The sequence below is a fragment of the Bradyrhizobium jicamae genome (assembly GCF_018130695.1).
Classification (GTDB): Bacteria; Pseudomonadota; Alphaproteobacteria; order Rhizobiales; family Xanthobacteraceae; genus Bradyrhizobium; species Bradyrhizobium jicamae_B.
Window position 1 is genome coordinate 31,275 of record NZ_JAFCJX010000037.1, and the last position, 12,261, is coordinate 43,535.

A 12,261-nucleotide genomic window follows, 5' to 3' on the forward strand; every position below is an offset into this window, starting at 1 on the left:
CCGCTTACGGCGGATCGCCTGCTGGTTGCGCGCGCTAGAGAGAAGCGTCCTTCACCCAGAAAAGGCCCCGCCGGCGACGGACGGGGCCTTTTCTGTGCCTGATGCTTAACCGTCCGCGCTGAATCCCGCAAAGGAACACAGCCATGGACGATCTCGATCACAGACATCTCGGTGTGCAGTTCAAACTCTGGCACCTGCAGGACGACGCGCCGGGCATGGTGTTCTGGCATCCGCGCGGCTACGCCGTGTACCGGGTGCTGGAGGACTATGTCCGTGGCAAGATGCGCCGCGCCGGCTATGAAGAGGTGCGGACGCCGCAGCTGCGCGACGGCCGGGTGAGCTTGCGCGAACGCGACGGCGCGCAGGCTGATCTGCCGCTGGCCGCGGCGGTATCCCGCTTGTGCGCGAGGGCACGGCCGGGAGGCGCTGTGACTGAAGCCGGATAGATCGTGGTCGCGCGCGACCTGTTGTCCGTTGTTCATCGACAGGGTTCGATCCCGATGCCTGATCTGTGGCGCAGGTCACATATGCAAGCGCAGACCAAAACGCCGGCATGATGCGTTGCGACAAAGACCTGACTTCGGAAAGCCAGAGACAGGTGAATGTGTCGTGAACGAGGATCTCAAGACCCCGATCCAGGAGCTGCCGGCCGTTGAAGCGCCGCCGCTTTCGCCGGCGGACGATCATTTCGTCTGCCAGTGCATGAGCGTCACGCGCGACGACCTAATCGAGGCCGTGCGATGCGGCGCTGCGACCGTGAAAGCCCTGTCGGCGCAAACCGGCGCCGGGACCGCCTGCGGCGGCTGCCTGCCGAAGCTCGCCGAACTGACCGCGGAGACGCTCTGGGCGAAGGCGACATGTCTCGAGATCATCGCGTGCAACGAAGATGTGCGCTCGTTCCGCTTTCAGATTCCGGAGAGCTCTGCGAGCACGGGCTTCGAGGCCGGGCAACGTATTGTCGTGCAGGCCCTCGTGCGCGGCGTTGCCGTGCAGCGGCCGTATACGCTGACGTCGGCGTCGACCCGCAGGGATCATTACGAGATCACGGTTCAGCGCGAGCCGGGCGGCGTCATGTCGAACTGGCTGTTCGACCACCTCCAGGTCGGTGACGAGATCTCCCTGCTGCCGCCGGGCGGCTCCTGCTCGTTTGTCTCCTACGAACGGCGACCGCTGGTCTGCCTCGTCGGCGGCATCGGGCTGACGCCGGCGCTCGGCATCGCGCGTTCCTTTGCGGCCATCGGCAGCAAGCGGCGGCTTCACATCGAGCATTCGGTCTCATCGCTCGATCGCGCGATCTGCGACGACGAGCTTGCGACACTGGCCGCGAGCAGCGGGTCCACGACCTTTCGCCTGCGCGTGACGGGCGAGGAGGGGCGCATCGCGCGCGCTGACGTGATCGCGCTCTCCGGCAAATTCGCCGACGCCGACTGGCTGATCTGCGGTTCGGCGAACTTCCAGCATGGCGTCCGCGCGCTGCTGGAGGAGAGCGGAATCCTGGCGCATCGCATTCACATCGAGTCCTTCGTTGCGGGCAGCACGCCGCAGCAAGACGATCGCGAGATGGCCCCGGTGCCGTCCCCGCGCCGGCGGGCCATCGTCGGCGGCTTGACGCTGGCGGCCATCGCGGCGTTCACGGCGCAGGCTGTCTTCGTGGCGCAGTGGCCGCTGCTGCATCGTCTGCAGACGTCGATCGTCTACAGCGCCGTGACCGGATTCGTCCTGATACTGCTTGTGCTGCTGCAGTGGCGGTTGAGCTACGCACGCGCGCGCGGCGATCGCCAGGACACGTCGCGTGCCTACGGCCTGCATATTGCAATCGGCCCGATTGTGCTCGGCGCGATCTGGCTGCACAGCACTCATTTCGGCTATGCGCTCAGCATGGCTGTGTCCGCCAGCTTCCTTCTGAGCCTGGCGTCGGGCGCGATCTTAAGCCTGCGCCCGCGATCCGAGACGTGGAAGTGGCCGCGACGGATCATCGTCGGCTGCCACATCCTGCTGTCATGCGCCGGCTCGGGCTTGGCGCTCGTGCACGGCTTCACGGCGCTGTGGTTCTGACATGCAAAACGTTCCTCACGCGACCCGCGAGCGTTCGATCAAGCGCGCCGGCTATGTGTTCGGTATTCTGCTGGTTCTGGCGGGGCTGGCGCTGGTGCTCATTCCTCAATCCAGCCGCTTCGCAGCAAAGGGGCCGGCCAATACCGGCCATGACAAGCTCGCCTGCACCGATTGTCACAAGGAGGCGCCGGGCACCTTGCGTCAGCAATTGCAGGCCAAGGCGTACTATCTGCTCGGCCTGCGGGAGACGAACCCGACCTTCGGGCACGAGCGCGTCAGCAATGATGCCTGCACGGATTGCCACGCGCGCGGGCAGGATGCGCATCCCACCCATCGCTTTCTCGAACCGCGGTTCAAGGAGGCCCGGGACCAGCTCGGCGCCGAGTCCTGCGCGTCCTGCCATCGCGAGCACAAGGGCGTGCGCGTGACCATGGCGCCGACGTCCTGCGCGACCTGCCACCAGGATCTCGCGCTGAAGAACGATCCGCTCGATGTCTCGCATCGGGAACTGATCGCGAAGGCGCAATGGACGACCTGCCTCGGCTGCCATGACTATCACGGCAACCACAAGCGCCAGACGCAACAGAAGCTCGAAGATGCCTACGCGGCGAAAGCGATCACGGACTACCTCGCCGGCGGGCCGTCGCCCTACGGCAACGATCTCAAATTTCCCACGCAATGGGGAGCAAGGTGATGACACAAGCGATATTCCAACATTTCGGCACGAAGCGGCTGCTCGGGCTCGGCGTCTTTGCGCTCGCCGCGATCTATCTGTTCGCGACGCGCCCCGTGCCGCTGCAGGCCGAACAGGCCGCCGGTCGCACCGTGCCGGTCGAGACCGTGTTCCGCGTCGTCGCGGCCGAGAACGACGTCGCGCGAAAACTGTGGACGGCGGACATTGTCGGCGCGGGCACCAAGGCCGGTTTGAAATTTCACGAGAAGTGGCGCGAGCCGGCGATGGAGGCCGGGCCGCTGCCGGCGCTGTTCCTGCGCGAAGCCTCAACGGCGCTGCAGAAGACGCGCATCCCGCTCGGACTCTTCCTCGGCTCGGACTTTCCGATCTCGCAGTCGAACCGGTTCACCGGCATCCAGGCCGACCACTTCGCGCAGCTTCGCAACACCGGCGAGCCCGAGTTTTTCAACGCGACCGATATCGGGCGCTTCACGGCGATCTTTCCCGATCGCGCCGTCGCGCCCGGCTGCGTGACCTGCCACAACGAGCACCCCAACAGTCCGAAGACGGATTGGAAGCTCAACGACATCATGGGCGCGACGACCTGGTCCTATCCGAAGGAGCGGGTCACGCTGGAAGAGCTGGTGCAGATCGTCGCCGCGCTGCGCACGAGCTTCGGCTCGGCTTATGACGCGTATCTCACCAAGGTCGCGACATTCGAGAGGCCGCCGGAGATCGGCGACAAATGGCCTGCCGAGGGTTACTTCATCCCGAGCAAGCGCGTGTTTCTGGCCGAATTCGAGCGGCGCGCGTCGGCCAACACGGTCGAGCGATTGCTGAGCCTGGCTGAGGCGAGGACGGCGTCGACATCCGCCGGACGATAGCGACAGGAGATCGCTTTAGCGCGACGCTCAGGATGAGCTTCCCGCGAGGGAGCTCGCCTTGCCCTGCGCATTGTAGGCCTGTGCGCCGTGGCTGCTGCTCGCACTGCTGCTTGCCGTCGCGTTGCCGGAGCTGCTTCCGCTCGCGCTGTTGGTCGGGCTCCCCGAGGTTTCGGTCTGGGTGGTGCCGTCGGAATAGGTGATGGTCGTGGTGGTGACGCCGTCGATGGTGAAGGAGACCTCGCTGACGACGGTCTTCGATGATGACGAGCCACCGCCGCCGGATGCGCTGCTGGAGGAGGATGATTGCGAGGACGAATCCGTCGGCGACGTCGCGCTGGTGGCGGTCGCGGATGGCGTGGATGCGGTGGATTGCGACGAGACGGCTGTTGCGGACGAGGCGGCGGAGCTGATCGACATGACGGTATCCGGTCTGAAAGCTGCTGTGCGGCTGCGCTGATGTGACGCTGACCTGGTCATTCAACGTTCGTCAGCTCCCGAACCGGCGTAACAAATTGTTTCCAGTGAATGCTGCGTGTATCGGAACCCGGGACGTGAACTCAGGCCCGCGAAACGGGCGCGCTCAAGCGGAGCAAGAACCTGTTTGGTCACCGGCTGGAATACAATGGCGCAGCAGCTGACAGTGCAGATCAACGCCTGCGCCAGCTTCTCGACCGCTACCTGAAATGAAGGCTCGCCGTCACGGCAACAGGCACCAAGGCGCAATGAGATCGGGTTGAATCGTCATCGCGCCTTGGCTCGTTGATTGCTAGCGCGCGTCAGCCGCGGCGAGGGTCTCGGGGGCGGGCGGCGGGGTGCAGGTCGTGAGGACGAGCAGCAGCCGGCTGCATTGCCAATCCGCGCCGAGCGCGACGCTGGTGGGCGAGAACATATTGACCCATCCGAATGCCCCTATGCAGGCAAGCACCAAATATGCCGCGATCAGTGCCGCTCCCCTGTGACTCCTGGGTTGGGAAATCATGGCCTTGTCTCCCGTGGGATCGCGGGAGGATACGAGGCAGGGCCCAGAGCCTTTGTGGTCAATTTCACATCCTGAGTCACATTCTTCGCGGGTAACGCGAACGTGTGCGCGATTGCCGGTCGCGTGGGAGAGAACACGCCGAGCGCCTTGGCTGTCCTGAGATTGATGACCAGCTCGCGCCCGGTCGGCTGCTCGATGGGCACCCCGGCGGGCTTCGTGTGCGGCGGCTGCCTGGGTTTGGTCTTGATCATGTCAAGCAGCACCGCCGCCACGATCATCACCAGGACGCCGGTCATGCTGAGCGCGACCTGCATCATCAGCCCGTCGGAGATGTCAAGGAGCGCCAGCTGGCCGGCGAACGACAGCAGCACGCCGAGGCAGTAAATGGGTAGCGAGTTCTGCCCACAAAGGATGGTGCCGCGCATGACGGTGGTCGTCAGGCCCCGCCAATCGCGCGGCACCAGCCATGCGACCACCGCAGCAAGGGCCAGGAAATGCAGCAGTCGCAATGGGGCGAGATTGGATTTGTCCATTGGGTACAACAGCGTCAGCAGCGTCTGCGGAACCAGCGCTTCCAGCGGCTTGATGTTCCAGCTCAGCGCGATGACGAGGCTGAACGCGAGATAGAGGACGGCAGGCACGAGCACGATGGGCGAGCTTATCCACGGCCGGAATTTCCTGCCCTCGATGATCCACCACGCGCCGAGCACAAGCGGCAACTGCCAGGCCAGCGGATTGAAGAACCAGTGGCCGCTCGGCCACGCCGGGACGGTCCAGCCGAAGACGTGCGCCAGTGTGTAAAGCAGCAGCGATGCGCCGAGCGTTGCGTTCGGCGCGCGCAGCAGCAGCCAGAGCAGCGGCGCGAACAGAAGGTGATAGAGCACGAAAAGCGGCAAAATATCCGTGTTGACGGGGCGATATTGCAGGATTGCCGCATGCGCGAGCGTCTCGCCCGGCTGCTCCAGCAGAATGCGCGTGTTGCTCGCGTCGGCAAGCTGGTCGCCGCCTGCGAGGTAGACCATGACGGCACAGGCGAGGGTGAGCAGCAGAAATGCGACATAGATATCCCAGCTTCGCCACAGCGTCCGGCCGACCGCGCCGGTCCAGCCGCCCTGCTGCCGGGCCTTGTCGTAGGACAGGGCGCAGGTCACACCGGAGAGAAACATGAAGACTTCTGCGGCATCGCTGAAGCCGTAGTTGCGCAAAGTCAGCCAGCTTCCGATGTTGTTGGGGACATGGTCGAGAAAAATGCACCAGAGCGCGATGCCGCGACAGGCATCGATGCGCAGATCGCGGCTATAGCCTTCCAATGCGGGTAGGGCGCCTGCCAATGGCGTCGAGGTCGCAGTTCGATCAAGCATCTGGTGCCTCGCCCGGCGCCCGAGCACGCTTCCGCCGCGAAATTGCGACACCGATCATATCGCCGCGCCCGTGCGAGAGCGCGGGAGGCCGTCCATTGAGGATTATCGTTCAACGGTGAGCAGGGTAAATCAGCCGGAGGTCCGCGCAGGGAGGTTCCTAGGTCCTATGATCAAGGTCCCTCGCGCTTCGGTGTCCTGCGATGATGGGAATGCAATTACGGCACACAACGGCACGCGACTGCTATCTTGAGTGCCCAATGCGAACCGCCGCTTGGGCCGCGATGAAAGATAGAGGTACCGTTCGGCAGCCTCTTTCCCGCCGCGAGGGCGGGTGTATGATTTTCGTCAATTTGGATCTCCGTGCCATGGGATGACGGAGAGCTTTTCATGAACGTACTTATTGTTGACGATCATGCCTTGATCCGGGAGGCGCTGCACGCTGTCCTGAAACAGTTGAAGCAGGAAGCCGTCATCTTTGAAGCTTCGAACAGCCGCCAGGCCATGCAGCTGGTGGAGGAACATCCCGACACCAGCCTCATCCTGCTCGATATCAATCTGCCTGATCGGGACGGCTTCTCGATCCTCCGCGAGCTGCGAGACCGCTATCCGACCATTGCCATCATCATTCTCTCGTCGTCGAGCGATCAGGACACGGTCAAGCGCGCGTTCAAGCTCGGCGCGCTCGGGTTCATTCCGAAGACGACCGAACGAGAGGTCATGCTCAATGCGATCGAGCTGGTATTTTCCGGCGGCATCTACATTCCTTCCGAAATCCTGGAGGAGACGGCGGCGCCGCTGCCCCCGGATAAGCCGATGATGCGCGACTCCCTGAAAGGGCTGGGATTGACCGACCGGCAGATCGAAGTGCTGGCGCTTCTGATGAAGGGAAAGAGCAACAAGATCATTGCCAGGGCGCTCGATATGGCCGTGCCGACGGTGAAAAACCACATCACGGTCGTGCTCAAGGCGCTCGGCGTCTCGAGCCGCACCGAGGCCGTGATAAAGCTGGGACGGATGGGTTGGGAAGCGTCGCCGAAATCCGAGTCATGACGCCGGCCGATGATCTCTCCTGCTGTCCTGCTGCATCAGAAGCTCGTGCATGACGGCGCGGAGCCGCATCGGGTCGACGGGCTTGTGCAGCAGGATGTATCCCTGATCCCGCGCGTCGCGGGCGGGCTCGGGCGCCGTGTCGCCGCTGATGAGAATGGCCGGAATGGAGGACCCGAGCGCCGCATTGATCTGCTCAATGGCTCGTATCCCGGTCGTCGTTCCGCTCGCCAGATGATAATCCGAGATGATGAGATCGGGGCGCTGGTGGCGCTCGGCAAGTCGCGTCAGTGCAGTTGCGTCGGAGGCGGCGGTCAGGACCGAGTATCCCCACCTGCCGAGCAATCCGCCCGTGCCTTCCTGCACCATGGGAGCATCGGCAATCACAAGAACGACCTTGCCGTCGACGGCGAAGGCTGCCGGATGCGGCAAGTCGACGGGCTCGGTGGACGCCGCGCGGCTGGCGGCGATCGGAACCATGATGGCAAATCGCGAACCGCGGCCTAGCCTCGAAACCAGGTCGATTTGATGGTTGAGCAGCAGGCGAAGCCTGTCGACGATTGCGAGGCCGAGCCCCATGCTGCCGTACCGATGTCGGTCCTGCGGAGCGAGCTGAAAAAACTCGCCAAAGATATTCTGCTTCTGATCCTCGGGGATGCCGGGACCGCTGTCCCAGACTTCGATGCGCAACATGTCGCCGCGCCGCCGACAGCCGACAATGATACCGCCCTGCAACGTATAGCGCACGGCATTGGAGACCAGATTGAACAGGATGCGTTCGAGCAGCATGGCATCGCTCCGCACCCAGGCGTCACTTTGCCTGACGCGGAGATGCAAGCCCTTCTCTCGCGTGGCCTGATCAAACGCGGTCTCGATCTTTCGCAACAGGCGTGCGATCGGAAATTCAGTGATGGTGGGGACGAGGATTCCGGCATCGAGCCTGGATATATCCAGCAGCGAATTGAACATCTCATCCATTTCCTTGCGTGTTGCATCGATCAGCTCGATCGTCCTGGTGCGCTCGGCCGGTTTGAGCGGCGTGCGCAACTGCGCAATGAACAGGCCCAGGGCATGCAAGGGCTGCCGCAGATCGTGGCTTGCCATGGCGAGGAAGCGCGATTTCGCTGCATTGGCGAGCTCGAGCTCCTGCGTGCGCTCCGCGACCTTGCGTTCGAGCTCGATCTGCGCGCGGCGCAGGCGTTCCTCCCCATGCTTGCGCACCTCGACGTCGGCGCTCAGCAGCAGGCTTGGAACGGTGATGCTGATCAGGAACATCAACACCAGCAGGGACGACACGTTGCGATCCGCGGTCGTAAAGGGACCGCCGCCGGTGAGCGTGCCCCAGATCGTGATGCCCGCCAGCAGCAGTGCCACCGTTGCGGTGTCGCGTGGACCGCGGCGCAGGGCGGCCCACAGCATCGGCAGGATCACGAGAAAACCCAGAGGATCCCGGCTCCGCGTCTGCTCGATCACGGGACTGAAGGCGATGAGTCCGACAATTGCCGCCACCCCGAGGACGCCGGCCGTCTCCAGAACGTCCTTGCGGTCGGACAAATGGTTCTGGCTTGACGCCCAGAGCACGACCGCGGGGGTCACGACCAGCGCGCCGGCCACATCTCCGAGCCACCACGTGACCCAGGCGTTCGCGAAATTGGATTGTGCGACGTAGCCGGCGGCTGCCAAGCTGGTCATTCCGATGGTGGCGCTGATCGGCGTCGCGATCACGAGGCAGATCATGGCAAACGTCGCGACGGAATGCGGCGTCGAAAACGTATCGCGTCCGCCCGACCATCGATTGATCAGGTAGGCGCCCACGATGGCTTCCAGCGTGTTGCCGGTCGCAATTGCGATAGCGGTGGCAATCGAGCCGGCGGTCGTCGCATTGACGATCGCTGCCGCCACGAAGATGACAGGCCAGATCCGGTATCCCACCAGCAGCACGGCCGCCAGCGCGATACCCGTCGGCGGCCAGATCGGCGTTGCACTGGGATTGACGGAGGCGAGGGCAAGGCCGGCTTTCGCCAAGGCGAAATAGATCACTCCGATGGCGACGATGCCTCCGGCATTCACGGCCCGGCGAAACGTGATCTCCGGCGTTGCTGGTCGTGGATCAGACATCGTCGACGCCTGGACCCCGCAGCCCCGGCACCGCCGCCATCGCGTTGCATCATTGCAATTTGGGTTCGCCAGGGAAACTACCCCTTTCGAGCTAGCGCAGCTCCAGCAGTAATCCCTTACCCACGAGATCGCCCTCAACCAGCGCGCTGAAATAAAGTCCATTTCGTGCAGCCCGGGCCGTTTTCGTGCAGGCCGCAGCCTTGCGGTCGGCGCTAGGCCTTCTCGCAGAAGCAAGACAAGCAACCGGGAAGATCGCCCATGACACCAGCGTCGCGCGCTGCAGCGCCGGACGCATCTGCGCGCCGTCAACGGACCGACGCCGCCAAAACTCCCTGCCACATCGCCGGTCGATCGAACGCGGGCGTCACGTCCGCGCGCGGCCGGCGGTCCCGCACCTCCTGATCACGGAACCAATCGATGCCTGATTTCAACGAGAGCAAACTGACCGACGAGGTGATCGCCAGCTTTCAGGCGACCGCCGATCCGCGCCTCAAATATCTCATGACCGAGCTGGTGCGGTCGCTCCACGATTATGTCCGACGCACTGACCTGACGTTCGAGGAATGGACGCAGGCGATCGATGTCCTGACCCGCACCGGCCAGACCTGTACGCCGACACGGCAGGAGTTTATCCTGCTCTCCGATGTGCTCGGTGTTTCCATGCTGGTCGATGCCATCAACCATCGTGAGCGTGAGGGGTCGACCGAGACGACTGTGCTCGGGCCGTTCTATGTCGGCGAGCACAAGCCGCTGCCGTCGGGCGCCGATATCTCAGAAGGGATCGACGGCGAGCCGCTGTTCGTCAGCTGCCGGCTGACGGACCTGTCCGGCGCTCCGCTGCAGGGCGCGCGCGTCGATGTCTGGCACGCCGATGATGACGGGTTCTACGACTCGCAGAAATCCGACTACGCGACATCAGGCCCGAGCCTGCGCGCGCGCTTTGCGCCCGACGCGGAGGGGCGGGTGTTCTTCCGCACCATCCTGCCGTGCAGCTATCCGATCCCGACCGACGGTCCGGTCGGCGATTTGATCCGCGCCAGCGGGCGGCATCCGATGCGGCCGGCGCATATCCACTTCCTGGTCGATGCGCCCGGCTTCGATCCGCTGATCACCCACGTCTTCATCGACGGCGACGAGTATCTGCACTCCGACGTGGTGTTCGGCGTGAAGCCGGAGCTGATCGCCAGGGTCGAGCGGCGCACCGATGGCGTGATGCCCGACGGCAAGCCGATCGATCGTCCCTGGCACCTGATGACCTACGACTTCCGGCTGCGGCCGGGCAGCAAGGACGCGCCGCGTCCGATGATGGCGGCGGCGGAATAAGGGAGGAGCGACGCAGATGGCGGCAAAGATCGAGACCGACGTCCTGGTCGTCGGCAGCGGACCCGCGGGCGGCGCATCGGCAGCACTCTTGTCGATGTACGGCGTCAGGAACGTCATGATCACAAAATATGGCTGGCTCGCCGATACGCCGCGCGCGCACATCACCAACCAGCGTGCGATGGAGGTGCTGCGCGATCTCGGCGTCGAGCGCGAGGCGATGCTCTATGCGACGCCGCAGGAGCTGATGGCCAACAACGTGTTCTGCGAGAGCCTCGCCGGCGAGGAGCTCGGCAGGCTTTATTCCTGGGGCAATCATCCCGCGCGCAAGGCCGACTACGATCTCGCCAGCCCGACCCGGATCTGCGACCTGCCGCAGAACTATCTCGAGCCGATCCTGCTCGAAGCCGCCGGCCAGCGCGGCAGCATCATCCGCTTCAACACCGAGTTTCTCGATCTGGTCCAGGACGCCGATGGCGTCACCGCGACGGTGAAGGATCGCGTCACCAACGAGACCTACGAGATCCGCGCCAAATATCTCGTCGGTGCCGACGGTGGCCGCAGCCGCGTCGCCGAGGTGATCGGGCTGCCGATGGAAGGCCAGATGGGTCGCGCCGGCAGCATGAACATCATCGTGCAGGCCGATCTCAGCAAATACGTCGCGCACCGGCCGAGCGTGCTTTACTGGATCTTGCAGCCGGGCGCGGAGATCGGCGGCATCGGCGCAGGCCTCGTCCGCATGGTCCGTCCCTGGAACGAGTGGCTGATCATCTGGGGCTACGACATCGAGCAGGGCGAGCGAAAGCTGACCAACGACGAGGCGGTGTCGATCGTCCGCAACCTCGTCGGTGACGACAAGCTCGAGGTCAAGATCAGCTCGACCTCGACCTGGACCGTGAACGAGATGTACGCCGGTCACTACTCGTCAGGCCGCGTGTTCTGCATGGGCGATGCCGTGCATCGCCATCCGCCGACCAACGGGCTCGGCTCGAACACCTCGATCCAGGACGCCTATAATCTCTGCTGGAAGCTGAAGTACGTGGTGGAGGGCAAGGCACAGCCTTCGCTGCTCGACAGCTATTCCGCCGAGCGCCAGCCGGTCGGCAAGCAAATCGTGACCCGCGCCAACAAGAGCATCGGCGATTTCCCGCCGATCTTCGAGGCGGTCGGATTGCTGTCGTCGACCGATCCGGAAGAAGCGAAGAAGAACATCGCCGCGCGCAAGGCGCCGACACCGGAGGCCAAGGCGCGTCGCAAGAAGCTGCATGAGGCGATCGCGTACAAGAGCTACGAGTTCAACTGCCACGGTGTCGAGATGAACCAGCGCTACGCGTCCGGCGCCGTCGTTGCCGACGGCAGCGCCGTGCCGGCGTTCGCGCGGGATCGCGAGCTCTATTATCAGGCGACGACATGGCCCGGCGCGCATCTGCCGCATGTCTGGGTCGAGCAGGGCGACGTGCGCAAATCGACCTTCGATCTGGTCGGGCAGGGGCGCTTCGTGCTGCTGACCGGCGTCGGCGGTGCCTGCTGGTCCGAAGCCGCATCAGCCGTGAAGGCGCGCTACGGCGTCGCGCTCGATGTGGTCAGCATCGGTCCGGCCGGCTGCGACGTCCAGGATATCTATGGCGACTGGTTCCGCGCGAGCGAGATCGAGGAGGACGGCTGCATCCTGGTTCGACCCGACATGTTCGTCGCCTGGCGCGCGCGCGAGGCAACAGCGGATGCGAGCCAACGTCTGGTCGAAGCCTTCGGCCAATTGCTCGGACATGCCGCGCCATCCGCGGCCCGCGCCTCGATCGCTGCCGAATAACAGAGGGGAGGATT

At 64.3% G+C, this 12,261-nt stretch carries 11 protein-coding genes; 8 read left to right on the forward strand and 3 right to left on the reverse strand.

Going from position 1 to position 12,261, the window contains the following annotated elements; genetic code table 11:
• Positions 1-143: 143 nt before the first annotated feature.
• From JQ604_RS41775 to JQ604_RS36055, 5 genes are all read left to right on the forward strand, one after another.
• Positions 144-446 (forward strand): hypothetical protein, encoded by a 303-nt coding sequence (locus JQ604_RS41775; RefSeq protein WP_249159149.1) that lies wholly within the window; start codon positions 144-146, stop codon positions 444-446.
• A 163-nt stretch (positions 447-609) separates the two neighbouring features.
• Positions 610-2,055, forward strand: a complete 1,446-nt coding sequence (locus JQ604_RS36040) for an FAD-binding oxidoreductase (protein ID WP_212365483.1) — start codon at positions 610-612, stop codon at positions 2,053-2,055.
• Position 2,056: 1 nt separating this feature from the next.
• Entirely contained in the window at positions 2,057-2,749 is a 693-nt protein-coding gene (locus JQ604_RS36045; protein WP_212365484.1) for a cytochrome c3 family protein, read from the forward strand.
• Positions 2,749-3,612, forward strand: a complete 864-nt coding sequence (locus tag JQ604_RS36050) for a c-type heme family protein (protein WP_212365485.1) — start codon at positions 2,749-2,751, stop codon at positions 3,610-3,612. Before JQ604_RS36045 ends, JQ604_RS36050 begins: the two co-directional genes overlap by 1 nt.
• 199 nt (positions 3,613-3,811) lie before the next feature.
• Positions 3,812-4,069 (forward strand): hypothetical protein, encoded by a 258-nt coding sequence (locus JQ604_RS36055; protein ID WP_212365486.1) that lies wholly within the window; start codon positions 3,812-3,814, stop codon positions 4,067-4,069.
• 309 nt (positions 4,070-4,378) lie between these two features.
• Here the strand turns inward: JQ604_RS36055 and JQ604_RS41940 are convergent, their stop codons facing one another.
• Both JQ604_RS41940 and opgC read right to left on the reverse strand, forming a co-directional pair.
• Complete coding sequence (locus JQ604_RS41940; RefSeq protein ID WP_283818049.1) at positions 4,379-4,501, reverse strand: hypothetical protein; 123 nt, start codon at positions 4,499-4,501, stop codon at positions 4,379-4,381.
• Between the two features lie 86 nt (positions 4,502-4,587).
• Positions 4,588-5,952, reverse strand: a complete 1,365-nt coding sequence (gene opgC / locus JQ604_RS36060; protein ID WP_212365487.1) for an OpgC domain-containing protein — start codon at positions 5,950-5,952, stop codon at positions 4,588-4,590.
• A 387-nt stretch (positions 5,953-6,339) separates the two neighbouring features.
• Here opgC and JQ604_RS36065 point away from each other — a divergent pair, with 387 nt between their 5' ends.
• Positions 6,340-7,002, forward strand: coding sequence for a response regulator (locus tag JQ604_RS36065; RefSeq protein WP_212365488.1), 663 nt, complete (start codon positions 6,340-6,342; stop codon positions 7,000-7,002).
• On the opposite strand, the gene JQ604_RS36070 is transcribed toward JQ604_RS36065, so the two are convergent.
• Positions 6,997-9,279: an MASE1 domain-containing protein gene (locus JQ604_RS36070; RefSeq protein WP_212365489.1), complete on the reverse strand. Its 2,283-nt coding sequence runs from the start codon at positions 9,277-9,279 to the stop codon at positions 6,997-6,999. The two genes, JQ604_RS36065 and JQ604_RS36070, sit on opposite strands and share 6 nt — an antisense overlap.
• A gap of 255 nt (positions 9,280-9,534) precedes the next feature.
• Between JQ604_RS36070 and JQ604_RS36075 the strand changes: the two genes are divergently transcribed.
• Entirely contained in the window at positions 9,535-10,440 is a 906-nt protein-coding gene (locus JQ604_RS36075) for an intradiol ring-cleavage dioxygenase (protein ID WP_212365490.1), read from the forward strand.
• Positions 10,441-10,456: 16 nt separating this feature from the next.
• Positions 10,457-12,247: an FAD-dependent oxidoreductase gene (locus JQ604_RS36080; RefSeq protein WP_212365491.1), complete on the forward strand. Its 1,791-nt coding sequence runs from the start codon at positions 10,457-10,459 to the stop codon at positions 12,245-12,247.
• Positions 12,248-12,261 lie beyond the last annotated feature (14 nt).

Excerpts from the sequence above, each read along its gene's own strand:
- JQ604_RS41775 (WP_249159149.1), top strand. The coding sequence starts at position 144 with ATGGACGATCTCGATCACAGACATCTCGGTGTGCAGTTCAAACTCTGG.
- JQ604_RS36045 (WP_212365484.1), top strand. The coding sequence starts at position 2,057 with ATGCAAAACGTTCCTCACGCGACCCGCGAGCGTTCGATCAAGCGCGCC.
- JQ604_RS36050 (WP_212365485.1), top strand. The coding sequence starts at position 2,749 with ATGACACAAGCGATATTCCAACATTTCGGCACGAAGCGGCTGCTCGGG.
- JQ604_RS36055 (WP_212365486.1), top strand. The coding sequence starts at position 3,812 with ATGGTCGTGGTGGTGACGCCGTCGATGGTGAAGGAGACCTCGCTGACG.
- JQ604_RS41940 (WP_283818049.1), bottom strand. The coding sequence starts at position 4,501 with ATGTTCTCGCCCACCAGCGTCGCGCTCGGCGCGGATTGGCAATGCAGC.
- opgC (WP_212365487.1), bottom strand. The coding sequence starts at position 5,952 with ATGCTTGATCGAACTGCGACCTCGACGCCATTGGCAGGCGCCCTACCC.
- JQ604_RS36065 (WP_212365488.1), top strand. The coding sequence starts at position 6,340 with ATGAACGTACTTATTGTTGACGATCATGCCTTGATCCGGGAGGCGCTG.
- JQ604_RS36070 (WP_212365489.1), bottom strand. The coding sequence starts at position 9,279 with ATGGACTTTATTTCAGCGCGCTGGTTGAGGGCGATCTCGTGGGTAAGG.
- JQ604_RS36075 (WP_212365490.1), top strand. The coding sequence starts at position 9,535 with ATGCCTGATTTCAACGAGAGCAAACTGACCGACGAGGTGATCGCCAGC.
- JQ604_RS36080 (WP_212365491.1), top strand. The coding sequence starts at position 10,457 with ATGGCGGCAAAGATCGAGACCGACGTCCTGGTCGTCGGCAGCGGACCC.